13 protein-coding genes are annotated in these 14,946 nt (G+C 72.0%); 8 read left to right on the top strand and 5 right to left on the bottom strand.

Features of this window, described 5'->3' with window-relative positions; all coding sequences use genetic code 11:
• The first annotated feature begins 29 nt into the window (after positions 1-29).
• From ispG to map, 3 genes are all read left to right on the top strand, one after another.
• A complete protein-coding gene (gene ispG, locus BLS99_RS04290) occupies positions 30-1,211 on the top strand; it encodes a flavodoxin-dependent (E)-4-hydroxy-3-methylbut-2-enyl-diphosphate synthase (protein ID WP_091044031.1) in 1,182 nt (393 codons plus the stop codon).
• 214 nt (positions 1,212-1,425) lie between these two features.
• A complete protein-coding gene (locus tag BLS99_RS26020) occupies positions 1,426-1,956 on the top strand; it encodes a hypothetical protein (protein ID WP_091044027.1) in 531 nt (176 codons plus the stop codon).
• 388 nt (positions 1,957-2,344) lie between these two features.
• Positions 2,345-3,241 (top strand): type I methionyl aminopeptidase, encoded by an 897-nt coding sequence (map, locus tag BLS99_RS04280; protein ID WP_091044022.1) that lies wholly within the window; start codon positions 2,345-2,347, stop codon positions 3,239-3,241.
• 162 nt (positions 3,242-3,403) lie between these two features.
• On the opposite strand, the gene BLS99_RS04275 is transcribed toward map, so the two are convergent.
• From BLS99_RS04275 to BLS99_RS04255, 5 genes are all read right to left on the bottom strand, one after another.
• On the bottom strand, positions 3,404-6,211 hold the full coding sequence (locus BLS99_RS04275) for an ABC transporter permease (RefSeq protein ID WP_091044018.1): 2,808 nt from the start codon (positions 6,209-6,211) through the stop codon (positions 3,404-3,406).
• Entirely contained in the window at positions 6,212-6,934 is a 723-nt protein-coding gene (locus BLS99_RS04270) for an ABC transporter ATP-binding protein (protein ID WP_091044889.1), read from the bottom strand.
• A 5-nt stretch (positions 6,935-6,939) separates the two neighbouring features.
• Positions 6,940-7,557, bottom strand: coding sequence for a PadR family transcriptional regulator (locus BLS99_RS04265; protein WP_091044014.1), 618 nt, complete (start codon positions 7,555-7,557; stop codon positions 6,940-6,942).
• A 120-nt stretch (positions 7,558-7,677) separates the two neighbouring features.
• Positions 7,678-8,091, bottom strand: coding sequence for a DUF4439 domain-containing protein (locus tag BLS99_RS04260; RefSeq protein WP_091044012.1), 414 nt, complete (start codon positions 8,089-8,091; stop codon positions 7,678-7,680).
• Complete coding sequence (locus BLS99_RS04255; RefSeq protein WP_091044007.1) at positions 8,088-8,480, bottom strand: hypothetical protein; 393 nt, start codon at positions 8,478-8,480, stop codon at positions 8,088-8,090. The genes BLS99_RS04260 and BLS99_RS04255 overlap by 4 nt, the downstream gene beginning before the upstream one ends.
• An 82-nt stretch (positions 8,481-8,562) precedes the next feature.
• Between BLS99_RS04255 and rimP the strand changes: the two genes are divergently transcribed.
• The 5 genes from rimP (at position 8,563) to BLS99_RS04230 (ending at position 14,925) form a co-directional block, all read left to right on the top strand.
• Positions 8,563-9,024 carry a ribosome maturation factor RimP gene (rimP, locus tag BLS99_RS04250; RefSeq protein WP_091044003.1) on the top strand — a complete coding sequence of 154 codons (462 nt, stop codon included), beginning with the start codon at positions 8,563-8,565 and terminating at the stop codon, positions 9,022-9,024.
• A 77-nt stretch (positions 9,025-9,101) separates the two neighbouring features.
• The gene (nusA, locus tag BLS99_RS04245) at positions 9,102-10,136 is read left to right on the top strand and encodes a transcription termination factor NusA (protein ID WP_091044000.1); all 1,035 of its coding nucleotides are present in this window, start codon (positions 9,102-9,104) and stop codon (positions 10,134-10,136) included.
• Positions 10,111-10,485, top strand: a complete 375-nt coding sequence (locus tag BLS99_RS27585; RefSeq protein WP_218126231.1) for a YlxR family protein — start codon at positions 10,111-10,113, stop codon at positions 10,483-10,485. Before nusA ends, BLS99_RS27585 begins: the two co-directional genes overlap by 26 nt.
• A gap of 81 nt (positions 10,486-10,566) precedes the next feature.
• Positions 10,567-13,479 (top strand): translation initiation factor IF-2, encoded by a 2,913-nt coding sequence (gene infB / locus BLS99_RS04235; protein WP_091043997.1) that lies wholly within the window; start codon positions 10,567-10,569, stop codon positions 13,477-13,479.
• Entirely contained in the window at positions 13,480-14,925 is a 1,446-nt protein-coding gene (locus BLS99_RS04230; RefSeq protein WP_091043994.1) for a DUF7782 domain-containing protein, read from the top strand.
• Positions 14,926-14,946 lie beyond the last annotated feature (21 nt).

Here is a 14,946-nt window from a genome sequence, read left to right as displayed (position 1 = left end):
CCCGCGAATCTGGGTGGAGACTTAGCCACATGACCGCAGTGAACCTCGGTATCCCCACCAAGCGCCACGACCACGAGATCGAGCCCCTGGCGCCCCGGAAGCAGACCCGGCAGCTCAACGTCGGCGGCGTGCTCGTCGGCGGCGGCGCCCCGATCAGCGTCCAGTCCATGACCACGACCCGGACCTCGGACATCGGCGCGACGCTCCAGCAGATCGCCGAGCTCACCGCCACCGGCTGCCAGATCGTGCGCGTCGCGTGCCCGACCCAGGACGACGCGGACGCGCTCAAGGTCATCGCGAAGCAGTCGCAGATCCCCGTGATCGCCGACATCCACTTCCAGCCCAAGTACGTGTTCGCCGCGATCGACGCCGGGTGCGCGGCGGTCCGCGTGAACCCGGGCAACATCAAGCAGTTCGACGACCGCGTCGGCGAGATCGCCCGGGCCGCGAAGGACGCCGGGACCCCGATCCGCATCGGCGTCAACGCCGGCTCGCTCGACAAGCGCCTGCTCCAGAAGTACGGCAAGGCCACGCCCGAGGCGCTGGTCGAGTCGGCGCTGTGGGAGGCGTCCCTGTTCGAGGAGCACGACTTCCGCGACATCAAGATCTCCGTCAAGCACAACGACCCGGTCGTCATGGTCAAGGCGTACCGCCTGCTCTCCGAGCAGTGCGAGTACCCGCTGCACCTGGGCGTCACCGAGGCCGGGCCCGCCTTCCAGGGCACCATCAAGTCGGCCGCCGCGTTCGGCGCGCTCCTGTCGGAGGGCATCGGCGACACCATCCGCGTCTCGCTCTCGGCCCCGCCGGTCGAGGAGGTCAAGGTCGGCAACCAGATCCTGGAGTCCCTGGGCCTGCGCGAGCGCGGGCTGGAGATCGTCTCGTGCCCCTCGTGCGGGCGCGCGCAGGTCGACGTCTACACCCTGGCCGAGCAGGTCACGGCCGGGCTGGAGGGCCTGCCGGTCCCGCTGCGCGTGGCCGTCATGGGCTGCGTCGTCAACGGCCCCGGCGAGGCCCGCGAGGCCGACCTGGGCGTGGCCAGCGGCAACGGCAAGGGCCAGATCTTCGTCAAGGGCGAGGTCATCCGGACCGTGCCGGAGTCGCAGATCGTGGAGACCCTCATCGAGGAGGCCGTGCGCCTCGCCGAGGAGATGGGCGCCGAACTCCCCGAGGAGCTCCGGGGGCTCGCCGGGCCGGTCGTCAAGGTCCACTGAGTGTCGGATCGCCGACTCCGGACGAACGGGCGCTTCCGTACGCTTGTACAGAGCGGCAGTTCACGCCAGGGGTGAACCGGACACCGTACGCACCCGGTGCAAAATTGCATAATGGTGACTCGTGGGATTCCGCCTGCACCGTGTCCTGCGCCACGCATAATTGTCGTGCCTGCGCCTGCCACAGGGCCCGCGAACACATGGGGAGCCAACCGACATGGGCAAGATCGAACGCCAGATTTCCGAGGGTGTCACGAAGTACTACTGGTACCCCGGCGAGAAGGTCGACTGGATCCGGGGCGTCCTGACGCTCCTCGGCGGCGGGCTCCTGTTCGCGCTGATCTACGTCGTCACCAAGAACAGCCTGCTCGCCGCGGTGATCGCGGGCACCGCGGTCCTGGCCGTGGTCGGGGCCTACCTGGGCCGCCGCGACGCCGCGGGGCTCTCGGAGTTCCACGACCCGGCGACCGAGCGGCGCGAGGCCGTCATCGACGGCACCCGCGCGGCCTGGCGCGGCACGCTCCAGGGCCTGCTGTGCGCCGGTTCGGCCATGCTCGTGCTCAACATGCCGCACACCGGGTTCCTCGCCGACTGGGTGCTGCCGTTCGTGCCCTCGATCATCGGCGCCATCGCCCACTCCGGCGGGATGCTGTGGGAGCGGCTCGCGCAGGAGGTCACCGCCCCCGAAGCGGCGGCCGCCGCCGCTTCGGAGGACGACGACGCCACCAAGGAGCTCGAAGCCGCCTGAGGCGGATTCGAGAAAGGCCCGCGCCCCTGACGGGGGGACGCGGGCCTTTCGCCATCGAGGGTGTGGTGAGCCGACGCAGGGCGACTGCACGCCGCCTGGGTTGGACAGGCGGGGCGCTCGACCGCGGGAGGTGTCGTACGCCGGTGCCCGGATGGGAATCCGGCCGCCGGCACTACCGCGGGAGCAGCGCCCCGCGTCGGCTCGGATAGGAGAGGCTTCGCGGGGTCCGACCTGCTCGAAGGAGCGGGCCGGTGCACCCAGGATGCCGATTCGGGACTCGAAACGCAAGAGGTTTTCTCCTCGCGAACCGCACTTTTCCGCGTCGTCTCGGTAACGGTGCCACAACGGCCCCGCAGGTCCCGCGGGCCGCGTTGGCTACCCTGTCCGGATGAGTTCCCGTCCCGCACTGCGCCCCGGAAGGCAGAGCCCCCGGCGGAGCGTCCCCGACGCCATCGCGCGCCCCGAGTACGTCGACCGGCCCGCGCCGACCCCGTTCACCGGCAGCGAGGTCAAGGACGCCGAGACGATCGAGCGGATGCGCACCGCCGGCCGCATCGCCGCCGACGCCCTCGTCGAGGCCGGCAAGGCCGTCGCCCCCGGGGTCACCACCGACCGGATCGACGCCCTCGTCCACGAGTACCTGTGCGACCTCGGCGCGTACCCCTCGACCCTCGGTTACCGCGGCTACCCCAAGTCCTGCTGCACCTCGGTCAACGAGGTCATCTGCCACGGCATCCCCGACTCCACCGTGGTCGAGGACGGCGACATCGTCAACGTCGACATCACCGCGTTCATCGGCGGCGTCCACGGCGACTGCAACGCCACGTTCCTCGCCGGAGACGTCTCGCAGGAGGTCCGCGACCTGGTCGAGCGCACCTGGAAGGCCACGTGGCGCGGCATGAGGGCCGTCAAGCCCGGGCGGCGGCTCAACGTCGTCGGCAAGGTCATCGAGGCGTACGCCGACCGCTTCGGCTACGGCGTGGTCCGCCAGTTCACCGGCCACGGCATCGGCACCTCGTTCCACTCCGGCCTCTACGTGCCGCACTACGACAACCCGGAGCTCACCACCGAGATCGAGACCGGCATGACCTTCACGATCGAGCCGATGATCAACCTCGGCACCGCCGGGCACGACATGTGGGACGACGGCTGGACCGCCGTCACCCGGGACCGCAAGTGGTCCGCCCAGTTCGAGCACACCCTCCTGGTCACCGGCGACGGCTTCGAGGTCCTCACCCTCCCGTCCACAGGGGCCCCCGCCGGAACGCCTGCGGGACAGGCGTAGTGGCATCCGCCTCATAAGCTGAGCCGGGGCGGCGCCGGTCACTGAGATGCCGATGTCTCCGAGGGGTTGAGCCGGCGCCGCCTCCCGCACATGCAGAAAGGCCCGCCCGCATTCCGCGGGCGGGCCTTTCCGTATGTGCGCCGATGCGATCCGGCCGACGGCCTACGTGATCCGGCGCTCGCTCGGCAGCGTCGCCTTCGTGAAGACGAGCGCCCCCGCCGCCGCGATGAGCGGCACCGCCAGCAGCATGATCCCGAAGCTCGGCCACGGCAGCTCCCAGCCGTACAGCGTCTCGAACGGGTAGGACCACTGGAGCGGCCGGTTCAGCGCCTCGCGGATGAGCGCGTACCCGATCACCCCGGCGGCCGTGCCCAGCCCGGCGCCGAACAGCGCGATCACCACCGTCTGCCACATCGCGAACCGCTTGCGCAGCCCCGGTGCGGCACCGACGGCGCCGAGTGTGGCCATGTCCCGCTTCTGCTCGGCGATGATGAGCCCCGTCGACACCGCGGTGGCGCCCAGCGCGATGAGCGCGCACAGCCCCGTCACGGCGATCGTGAAGTAGAACGTGAACGGGTCGGTGTAGTCGACCACGCTGAACTGCGCCCACACGTCGCCCCCGGCCAGCTCCTGGTCGAAGTCCGCCGCCAGCGCCTCGGCCGCGGCCGTGTCGACCTCGGTCGGGGTCTCCACCAGGTAGATCTGCTGCCACAGGCCCGCGACGAGACCCATCGACTCGGCCGCCCCCGGGCTCAGGAAGACCCGGTTGTAGCCGAGCTGGCCCCGGTCCACGTACATCGCGGGCACCTCCAGCTTGTTCACCGCGACCTCCTCGTCGCCGGTGATGCCGGTCTCCTCCTCGTACTCGGTGAGCCGCTGCTCCAGGACCACGGTCCCCTCGTCGGTGAGCGCGAACCGGTCGGCGACCAGGATCCCGCCCTCCTCCAGCACCGCGACGGCCCGGTCCAGCTCCTCGCCTTCGAGGTCGGTGTAGGCCGCGACGATCTTCGGATCGGTCGAGCCGGGGATGTCCCACATCCCGCCGTTGAAGTCGGCGGCGGTCTCGTCGCACCGCTCGTCCTCGCGGGCCGCCTCGACGGCCGCCCGCTCGGCCTCCTCGTCGACGAGGTCCTGCTCCCAGTACGAGCAGCGGTTCTCCTCGGGCCGGGTGAGCGACCACTGGCAGGCGACCACACCGTTCGGCTGCGAGGCGGTCTCGTCGCAGTCGTCCGCGTTGTACGTGGGCACCGGCGTCAGCTCGGGGTCGTTCAGGCGCGACTCCAGGATCGGCTGGGCCTCGGCCACCACCGCGTCCCAGTCCACCTGCCCCTCCTGGCCGGCGTTGTCCCACAGGCTCAAGGTCATCGCGCCCTGGGGGAGCAGCCGCTCCTGGTTCTGCTCGGTGCGCACCGCGTCGGCGGTGACGATCATCGAGAACGCCATGCCGGCCGCGACCACGCCGAGGACGGCGGCGATCGCGGGCGCCGCGGAGCCGCGGTTGCGCCCGGCCTCGCGCAGCGCCATGCGCGGGGCCAGCGGCAGCCACCGGCCCAGCCGCGAGGCGAACGACAGCAGCGCGGGCGTGCACACGACCATGCCGAGCTGCGCCAGGATGATCGCCGCGGCCATGAGCGGCAGGCTCCAGAGCGCGACCCCGCCCAGGCCCGCGGCGATGCCCGCCGCGACCATGGCGATGCCGGTGAGCATCCACTTCTTGGAGCTCTTGTGGCGGCCCGAGCGCCCGGTCAGGGCCTCCACGACGTTGACGCGCGAGGCGCTGACCGCGGCGGCGAGCGCCGAGAGCAGCCCCGTGGCGAGGGCGACGCCGACGAGCGCGGCCTGGAGGGCCGGCATGATCCGCAGCCCCGCGCTGCGGTGGCCGACCAACTGCTCCAGCCACGGCGTCCCGGCCGCGACGATGCCGATGCCGAGGACGATCGCCGCGACGGCGGCCAGGATGCCGAAGAGGACGCCGCCCGCGAGGACGACGTTGCGGATCTGGCCCGGGGTCGCGCCGTTGGCGCTCATGAGCGCGAACTCGCGGGTGCGCCTGCGGGCGCTGATCGCGAACGCGGGCCCGGCCAGGAGCACGACCTCCATGACGACCGCGACGATGATGAGCCCGTAGATCATGAGCTCGGCGTCGTCGGCCATGACCTGCTGCCCGGCGTACGCGCCGGTGGTCGGCTCGTCCAGGAGGGACTGCGCCCACACGGTGAGCCCGAGCGCGTTCAGCGCCGTGGCCTGGTCCTTGGTGAGCGGTTCGGGGGTGTCGACCAGCCAGCCGCTGGCCTGGGCCGGGAAGACCCCGCCGATCGCGAAGCGCCCGTTGATGTCCCACGGGAACTCGACGATGCCGCTGACCTCGTGCTCGCCGCTGCCGGGGCCGCTCTCGACGTCGATGTCGTCGCCGACCCCGAGTTCGAGGTAGTCGGCGGCCGCGCTGCTGATGACGACCTCGCCCCTGCCGGGCGCGGACCCCTCGATGTACTCCAGTCCGGCGGCCTCGTAGAGGCCGTCGCCGAGGCTGTACCCGAAGGTGGCGATCTGCCCGAGCCCGTCGGGGGTCTCCACCTGCGCGGCGTCGCCGCTACCGGCGTCGGGGGTGTACGGCGCGATCCAGGAGCCGACGGGGAGCGCGTTGAGGATCTCGGTGTCGGTGACCGCGCGGCCCGGGTCGTCGTAGTCGTCCATGTCGTACATCGACCAGCGGTCGTTCCAGCTGTGCTGCACCAGCGGTGCGCCGGGGACGGCGAACTCGACGTACGCCTCGTTCTCGCCGAGGACCTGGGCGGCCTCCTCCTCGTCGGAGAGCATCGCGGTGTCGTACGCGCTGGCGCCGATGGCGACGGCGAGCAGGGGGAGCCCCAGGAGCGTGATCGACAGGACCGACCGCCCCTTGTAGCGCAGCGCCTCGCGGCGCGCGATCCGGAAGGCCAGGCGGTTGCCCGCGCCCGTCGCGGTGCCCATCTAGGAGCCCGCCCCTTCGAGCAGGGTCTCGGCGCCGGCGAGCGGCGCGGAGGAGTCGACGACGCGGCCGTCGCGCAGGAACACCACGCGGTCGGCCCACCCGGCGTGGCGGGCGTCGTGGGTGACCAGGAGCCCGGCGGCGCCGGCGTCGCAGCGGCGGCGCAGGAGCTTGAGGACCTCCTCGCCGGTGGTGGAGTCGAGGGCGCCGGTCGGCTCGTCGGCGAGGACGAGGCGCCGCTCGCCGATGAGGGCGCGGGCGATGGCGACCCGCTGGGACTGGCCGCCGGAGAGCTCGTCGGGGAACCGGTCGGCCTGCTTGGCGTCGAGGCCGACCTCTTCGAGCGCGGCGAGCGCCTGCACGCGCGCCTTGCCCGCGGAGAGGCCGTCGAGTTCGAGCGGCAGGGCCGCGTTCTCGGCGGCGGTGAGGCTGGGGACGAGGTTGTAGTCCTGGAAGACGTAGCCGACGCTGCGGCGGCGCAGGCGCGCGAGCTGCTTCTTGTTCAGGGTCGCGAGGACGGTGTTCTCGACGAGGACCTGCCCGGAGGTGGGGGCGTCGAGGCCCCCGGCGAGGTTGAGGAGCGTGGACTTGCCGGACCCGGAGGGGCCCATGATGGCGACGAGTTCGCCGGCGGCGACCTGGAGGTCGGTGTCGACGAGGGCGTTCACGGCGTTGTCGCCGGCGCCGTGGACGCGGTTGACGCCACGGAGCTGGAGGACGGTCATGGGGGTCACCGGTTCTCTCGGAGGATCTCGGGCTCGGGTCGTTCGGCGTGCGTTTCGGCACCCGGTTCAGCGTGCGGTCCGACGTGCTCGGCGAAAGGGCTCGGCGCCGGCAGGCCGGTGCGGGCGACGACGGCCTCGGTGTGGTCGAGCCAGCGCACCTCCGCCTCGGCGCGGAAGATCATCGACTCCAGGACCAGCCGCCACGCGAGTTCGGCGTGGTCCTCGGCGGCCTTGAGCCGGGTGTACTCCTGAAGGAGGCGCAGGGTGGCCGTCCGCTGGCGCTGGATGACGTCGGCGACGTCGACGCCTGGCGTGGTGACGGCCAGGGCGAGTTTGATGGTGAGCTCGTCGCGGGGCCGGTCGGCGGCCTGGACGGGGGAGGCGAACCAGCCGGCGAGCTGGCGGCGGCCGGCGTCGGTGATCCGGTAGGGGCGCTGGCCGGACTCGTTCTCGGGCAGGGCTTCGACGAGCAGGTCGCGTTCGAGCCGGTTGAGGGTGGTGTAGACCTGGCCGATGTTGAGCGGCCAGGTGTTGCCGGTGGCGCTCTCGAACGCGGTGCGGAGCTGGTATCCGTAGGCCGGGCCGCGTTCGAGCAGTGCCAGGAGGCTGTGCTTGACACTCATGTGCAACCTCGCATCGCTGGGGGACACTCCCCGATTCGAGGAGATACCCAGTAGGGTATAGCGGGTATGCAAATGATGGATACGCGGTATGCCTTGTTCGCGTTCCCCCAGGTCAGTGAATTATTCGGCGCGTCCCGGCCACGGATCGGCCACCGCCTGGCCGATGGCGAGCCGCCACTGCGCCAGCGACACCGCCGAGGCGGCGTACATGTCGAGGCACAGCCGCCGCTCCTCCGGGTCGGACGAGGCCACGCCCGCCCGCCAGGTCGCGGTGACGTCGAGCTCGACCGCGGTCAGCAGCTCCTGCGCGGCGGCCGCGTCGGCGATGACGCCGACGTCGTAGCCCGCCGCGGGCGCGGGCGCCTCGGCCCCGGCCGCCGAGTAGTGGTCCAGCAACCGGTCGCGCCGGGTGCGGTGCTCCGACTCCAGGGCCTCGGCCCGGTCGCGGGCGTCGCCGTCGAGGTGCACGGTGGCGGCGCTAAAGGCGAAGATCGCCGCGTACTCGGCCGCGAGGCCGGTGTCGACCGCGGTCATGCGATCACCGCCGCGTGGGCGGCGCGGCTGGCCGCGATCTCCCCGAACAGCACCGCGTAGTCCGACTGCGTCGTCATCGACGACTCCGCGGCCTCGGCGCTCCCGGCGGTCTCGGCGGCGGCGAGCGCGTCGGCGTCGGCCGGCGCCGCGGCCTCCTCCTCCGCGATCGTGTTGGGGCGCAAGAGCCGTTCCAAGGTCGCGGCGTGGGTGCGGTGGTCCTCGGCGATCTCGCCGTAGCCCAAGGCGTCGGCGCCTTGAGCGAGGGCGCGCGCGGTGCGGAGCGCCGCGGTGAGGTCCGCGTCGGACGTGGTGATCTGCGCCTGCTCCGTGCACCCGGCGGCGGCGAATGCGGCCGCGCCGATCAGGAGTCCGCGTCGGGTCGTGAACACCCCCCCAGTTTCCCAGGCTGCCTTTCCATTCTGACTCCGGGCGGTTAATCTCGGCGAAATAGGCGATACGAGAGGAGTGCGCATGGGATCCGAGCAGCGCGCCGAAGTGGAATCGATCCTCGACCCGGCGGTCTCGGCCGCGGGTTTCGACCTGGAGGGGCTGACGGTCACCAAGGCCGGTCGGCGGCTCCTCGTCAGGGTCCTTGTGGACAAGGACGGCGGGATCAGTCTGGACGATGTGGCCGTTGTCTCGAAAGCGTGCTCCAAGGCCCTGGACGAGTCCGACTCCACGGGCGGGCCCTTCGCCGACACCCCATATACCCTGGAAGTGTCGTCGCCCGGGGTCGACCGTCCGCTGACCGAGCCCCGGCACTGGCGGCGTAATATTGGGCGCTTGGTAGCCGTGAACATCGGGGAGGAGCCCGTGAAAGGGCGGATCGCGGATGCCAGCGAGCGGGGGATTGAACTAGAGGCCGACGGCGCGCGCCGCTCGGCCACCTATGCCGAGCTGGGGCCCGGCAAGGTGCAGATCGAGCTGCGGTGAGCGTCCGATGGCGACGCCCGCGGCTCGCACGCCTTGAACGGCCGCGGTGAGGACAACTCAAGACTTAAGGAGAACGGGTGCATATCGACCTGGCCGCGCTGCGGTCGCTGGAACGCGAGCGCGACATCCCTTTCGAGACAATCCTCGGCGCTATCGAATCGGCGCTGCTGACCGCCTACAAGCACACCCCCGGGGCCGATGAGCGCGCACGAGTCGTGGTGAACCGCGACAGCGGGATCGCCAATGTGCTGGTGCCGGTGGTGAACGAAGAGGACGAGGTCGTCTCCGAGCGCGACGACACCCCCGAGGGCTTCGGCCGCATCGCCGCCCAGACCGCGAAGCAGGTCATCCTCCAGCGGCTCCGCGAAGCGGCCGACGAGGTGAACTACGGCGAGTACTCCGGCAAGGAGGGCGACATCGTCACCGGCGTCGTCCAGGCCCACGGCGAGCGCAACGAGCGCGGCATCGTCACCGTCGACCTCGGCAAGATCGAGGCCACCCTGCCGCTGAACGAGCAGGTGCCCGGCGAGAACTACGAGCACGGGAAGCGCATCCGCGCGATCGTGATCCAGGTGAACCGCACCGCCCGCGGCCCCCAGATCACCCTCTCCCGGACCCACCCGGCCCTGGTCAAGAAGCTGTTCGCGTTCGAGGTGCCCGAGATCGACGAGGGCGCCGTGGAGATCCCGGCGATCGCACGTGAGGCCGGTCACCGCTCCAAGATCGCGGTGCGCGCCACAACGAAGGACGTCAACGCGAAGGGCGCGTGCATCGGCCCGATGGGCTCGCGCGTGCGCGCCGTCATGAGCGAACTCGGCGGCGAGAAGATCGACATCGTCGACTGGAGCGCCGACCCCGCGCAGTTCGTGGCGAACGCCCTCTCGCCGGCGAAGACCCTGTCGGTGCGGGTCGTGGACGAGTCCACGCGCTCGACCGAGGTCATCGTCCCGGACTACCAGCTGTCGCTCGCGATCGGCCGCGAAGGCCAGAACGCGCGCCTTGCGGCCAGGCTCACAGGATGGCGGATCGACATCAAGTCCGACGCCCACGTGTCCGGCGGCGCGAAGGAGGAGACCGGCCCGGCCGGTGGCGGCCGCCGCTCCGGGAGGTAGACTGATCAACGGATCGCAACGTGACGCAGCGGTAGTCCGCACCTGTGTGGGATGCCGCAGACGTGCTTCCGCTTCCGAGCTGCTGCGCGTCGTCGTTCAACGCTCTGAGGGTTGCCAGAACCGCTTGGTTCCGGACCCGCAGCGCCGCCTCAGCGGCCGCGGAGCCCATGTGCACCACTCTTCGAACTGCCTTGACCAGGCAGTTCGCAAGCGTGCGTTCGCCCGGGCGCTCAGGATAGAAGGAGCCGTGGACGTCGCCGCGGTGCGAGCCCTTGTCGAGTCGGAGTCGGCCGAGAGGCCGACTCCCGCACACGAAGCAGGTAGAGACCGAATGAAGACCACGCGATGAAGTTCTCCCGATGAACTGGTTGTCAGTGGAAGGCTGAGGTCGGCGGGCGCTGCCCGTACGGCCTCGAATGTGAGGAGTGCAGTGGCAGCAAAGCCCCGCGTACATGAACTTGCCAAGGAACTGGGCACGACGAGCAAAGAGCTGCTCGCGCGCCTGGGCGACATGGGCGAGTTCGTGAAGTCAGCGTCGAGCACGGTCGAAGCGCCAGTGGCGCGACGGCTGCGGCTGGAGTACGACGCGGCACAGGGCGCCCCGGCAGCGTCGGCCGGGAAGAGTGAATCCCCGACGCCCGAGCCCGTGAAGTCCGAGGCGGCGGCGAAGCCCCGCCCGGCGGCCCCGAGCCCGTCCAAGATCATGCAGGCCAAGGTCGACGCGAAGAGCGAGTCCGTGGCCAAGAAGGCCGCGAAGAAGGCCGCCCCGAAGCCGGGTGCGCCCGTCGCCGCGGCGCCCAAGCCGGGCCCGAAGGCCCCGGCGGCTCCGGCCCAGCCCGAGGCGAAGCCCGCGTCCGCCCGCGACATCGAGGTGGCCGCGGAGCAGAAGCGCGCCGAGGAGCTGCTCAAGCGCCAGCAGGAGCAGGCCGACGCCGCGCGCGTCGCCGCCGCGGCGCCCAAGCCCGGCCCCAAGCCCGCTCCGGCCGCCCGTCCGGGCGCGCCGAAGCCCGGCCCGAAGAACCCGTTCGGTGTCGGCGGCGGCACTGGCGCGAAGCCGCGCCCGGCCGCTCCCGAAGGCGGCGGCGACCGCCCCGGCGGTCCCCGTCCCAGCCCGCGCATGATGCCTCCGCGGCCGAACCCGGGCATGATGCCCGGTCGTCCGGCCGGCGGCGGCCGTGACGGCGGCGGTCCCCGCGGGGCCCGCGGCGGCGGTCGCGGCGGACCCGGCGGCGGCGGAGGCCGCCCCGGCGGCGGTGGCGGTCGTCCCGGTGGGGGCGGCGGCAACTACCGCGGCACGTTCGGCGGCTCCGGCGGCGGTGCCGCGGGCGGCACCGGCGGTTCCGGTCCTTCGACCGGCGCGCCGGCTCCCTACCGCGGCGGCGGCGGCCGCGCGGGCGGCGGCGGCAAGGCGCGCGGCGGCGGTGCCGCGGGCGCGTTCGGCCGCGGCGGACCCCGCGGCAAGTCCCGCAAGTCGCGTCGCCAGCGGCGCCAGGAGTTCGACAACCTCGCAGCGCCGAGGATGCAGTCGGGCGCTCCGCGCGGCAACGGCGAGACCATCCGCCTCGCCCGCGGCGCGTCGCTCGCGGACTTCGCCGACAAGATCGGCACCCTGCCGGGCACGCTCGTCCAGGAGCTGTTCGGCCTGGGCGAGATGGTGACCGCCACGCAGTCCGTGTCCGAGGAGACCTTCGAGCTCCTCGGCGCCCACCTCGACTGGGACATCAAGATCGTGTCCCCCGAGGAGGAGGACCGCGAGCTGCTGTCGCAGTTCGGCATCGACCTCGACGCCGAGGACAAGGACACGTTCGTCGCGCGTCCCCCCGTCGTCACCGTCATGGGCCATGTCGACCACGGCAAGACCAAGCTGCTGGACGCCATCCGCCACACGAACGTCGTGGCGGGCGAGGCCGGCGGCATCACCCAGCACATCGGCGCGTACCAGGTGCACGTCGAGCACGAGGGCGAAGACCGCGCGATCACGTTCATCGACACCCCGGGCCACGAGGCGTTCACCGCCATGCGCGCCCGCGGTGCCAACGTGACCGACATCGTGGTCCTCGTGGTCGCGGCCGACGACGGCGTCATGCCGCAGACGATCGAGGCCCTGAACCACGCCAGCGCCGCCGGCGCTCCCGTCGTGGTGGCGGTCAACAAGACCGACCTCCCCGACGCGAACCCCGGCAAGGTCCGCCAGCAGCTGACCGAGTACGGCCTGGTCGCCGAGGAGTACGGCGGGCAGACCATGTTCGTCGACGTGGCCGCCAAGCCGCGCATCGGCATCGCCGAACTGCTCGAAGCGGTGCTGCTCACCGCCGACGCGTCGCTCGAACTCGAGGCGTCGGAAGAGGGCAACGCGCAGGGCATCGCGATCGAGGCGCACCTCGACAAGGGCCGCGGCCCGGTCGCGACGGTCCTGGTCCAGAAGGGCACGCTGCGGGTCGGCGACTCGATCGTGGCGGGCGGGGCCCACGGCCGCGTCCGTGCGATGCACGACGCCGACGGCACCAAGGTCACCGAGGCGACCCCGTCGTTCCCGGTGCAGGTGCAGGGCCTCGCGTCCGTCCCGATGGCCGGGGACGTGTTCCTCGCCGCCGACGACGACCGCACGGTCCGCCAGATCGCCGAGCAGCGCCAGGCACGCCGCCGCGCCGCCCAGCAGGCGTCCCGCGTCTCGCGCACCACGCTCGAGAACCTCATGGACAAGATCGCCGAGGGCGAGCGCACCACGCTCTCGCTCATCATCAAGGGCGACGGGGCCGGCTCGGTCGAGGCGCTCGAAGAGGCGCTGGTCGCGCTGGAGATCCCGGAGGAAGTGCACCTCCAGGTCATCCACCGCGGCGTCGGTCCGATCACCGAGTCCGACGTCAACCTCGCCGCGGCGGGCGACGGCGAGTCCGCGACGATCATCGCGTTCAACGTTCGAGCCGAGGGTCGCGTCCGCGACATGGCCGAGCGCGAAGGCGTGGACGTCCGGTACTACACCGTCATCTACCAGGCGATCGAGGAGATCGAGACCGCGCTCAAGGGCATGCTCAAGCCCGAGTACGAAGAGGCGGCGCTCGGTTCGGCCGAGATCCGCGAGGTCTTCCGCTCCTCGAAGCTCGGCAACATCGCCGGTGCGCTCGTCACGAGCGGTTCGATCAAGCGCAACGCGAAGGTCCGCCTCATGCGCGACGGCGCCGTGGTCATCGAGACCACGATCTCGTCGCTGCGCCGGTTCAAGGACGACGCCACCGAGGTCCGCGAGGGCTTCGAGTGCGGTTTCACCTTGAAGAACTACAACAACATCGAAGAGGGCGACATCATCGAAGCCTTCGAGATGCGCGAGAAGCCGCGCGCGTAAGTGCGGCTCCTCCAGACCGATGCCGCGGCGCGGCTCGGCGAGGCCCTTCGGGGCTTCCGCCGGGCCGCGCTGTCGGCCGTCCACGGCCCGGAAGCACTGGCCGCCGCCGACCGCGGCGACTACCGGGCCCTCCTCGCGCAGTGCGGGGACGACCCCCACGGGGTCCTCACCCGCCTGTTCACCGTCGGCGTCCCGGTCCCCGCCGCCGATGCGGCGAACGCCCTGGCGCCCTTCACCCTCGATGAAGCGCTCGGCTGTGGCCTCCTCATACCCGGCCCGCTCGACGGCACCGACACGGTCGCGGCCGGGTGGGGCGCCCAGTTCGACGGCGACCGGCTGCTGCTGTCCGACCAGCTCCCGAACACCACCGGCGGGCGCACCCGCGAGCACGTCCTCGGGGTCGGCGGCGCCTCGAACCTCCTGCTCGACCTGACGCCCCGCGAGCCCGTCGCGAGCGCCCTCGACCTCGGCACCGGCTGCGGCGTCCAGGCGCTCGCCCTCGCCGCGCACGCCGAGCGCGTCACCGCCACCGACCTGAGCGAGCGGGCGCTCGCGTTCGCCGCCCTGAACGCGGTCGTCAACGGCGCGGACCTCGAACTGCTGCAAGGCGACCTGCTCGCCCCCGTCGCCGGCCGCACCTTCGACCTCGTCGTCGCCAACCCGCCGTTCGTCATCGGCACGCCCGGTTCGGGCTGGACCTACCGCGACGGCGGCCGCGACGCCGACGGCATCGCGGCCGAACTCGCCGCCGCGTCCACCGCGCTCCTCAACCCCGGCGGCACCATGCGGTTCCTCGCGAACTGGCTGCACCGCAAGGGGGAGGACTGGTCCGAGCGGGTCGCCGGATGGTTCCCCGACGAGGGCGTGCGGGTGTGGGCCGTCGAGCGCGAAGTGCTCGACCCGCTCGACTACGTGCGCACCTGGCAGCGCGACTCGGGGGAGTCCCACGACGCCGAGCAGGCCGCGGCCTGGCTCGACTGGTTCGCGGCCAACGAGGTCGAGGCCGTCGGGTTCGGCTTCATCGCCGTCCGCCGCGTCGACGGCGCCGCCGAGGTCGTCTGCGAAGAGGCCCGCCACGCGGTCGCGACCCCGTGGCGCGACCGGGTCGCCGACCACTTCGCCGTCCGCGCGCGCCCGCTCTCCCCTGAGGACCTGTGGACCGCGCGGCTGCGCGTCGCCCCCGGCACGGTGCTCCAGCAGTCCGCCGTCCTCGGCGAGGAGGGCTGGGACGTGGACCGGCAGTGGCTCCAGCAGGCGGACGGCATGCGCTACGCGGAGGAGGCCGACCCGCTCGTGGTCGCGTTCCTCGGCGCCTGCGACGGCACCGCCGAGGTCCGCCTCCAGGTGCAGCTCCTCGCCGACACCTACGGGGCCGAGACCCCGCTGCTGTACGCGCAGCTGTACCCCGTCATCCGGCGACTGATCGAGCGCGGCTTCCTCGTCTGAGACACCTGGGCCCGATCCACC

Source organism: Glycomyces sambucus (assembly GCF_900102815.1).
In the GTDB taxonomy this organism is placed as follows: Bacteria; Actinomycetota; Actinomycetes; order Mycobacteriales; family Micromonosporaceae; genus Glycomyces; species Glycomyces sambucus.
The sequence above is the reverse complement of the archived record's forward strand: the minus strand, read 5'-3'. Positions and strand labels throughout refer to the sequence as shown.

Bases quoted from the DNA above. Each gene is read 5' to 3' on its own strand.
- ispG (WP_091044031.1), top strand. From the start codon at position 30: ATGACCGCAGTGAACCTCGGTATCCCCACCAAGCGCCACGACCACGAG.
- BLS99_RS26020 (WP_091044027.1), top strand. From the start codon at position 1,426: ATGGGCAAGATCGAACGCCAGATTTCCGAGGGTGTCACGAAGTACTAC.
- map (WP_091044022.1), top strand. From the start codon at position 2,345: ATGAGTTCCCGTCCCGCACTGCGCCCCGGAAGGCAGAGCCCCCGGCGG.
- BLS99_RS04275 (WP_091044018.1), bottom strand. From the start codon at position 6,211: ATGGGCACCGCGACGGGCGCGGGCAACCGCCTGGCCTTCCGGATCGCG.
- BLS99_RS04270 (WP_091044889.1), bottom strand. From the start codon at position 6,934: ATGACCGTCCTCCAGCTCCGTGGCGTCAACCGCGTCCACGGCGCCGGC.
- BLS99_RS04265 (WP_091044014.1), bottom strand. From the start codon at position 7,557: ATGAGTGTCAAGCACAGCCTCCTGGCACTGCTCGAACGCGGCCCGGCC.
- BLS99_RS04260 (WP_091044012.1), bottom strand. From the start codon at position 8,091: ATGACCGCGGTCGACACCGGCCTCGCGGCCGAGTACGCGGCGATCTTC.
- rimP (WP_091044003.1), top strand. From the start codon at position 8,563: ATGGGATCCGAGCAGCGCGCCGAAGTGGAATCGATCCTCGACCCGGCG.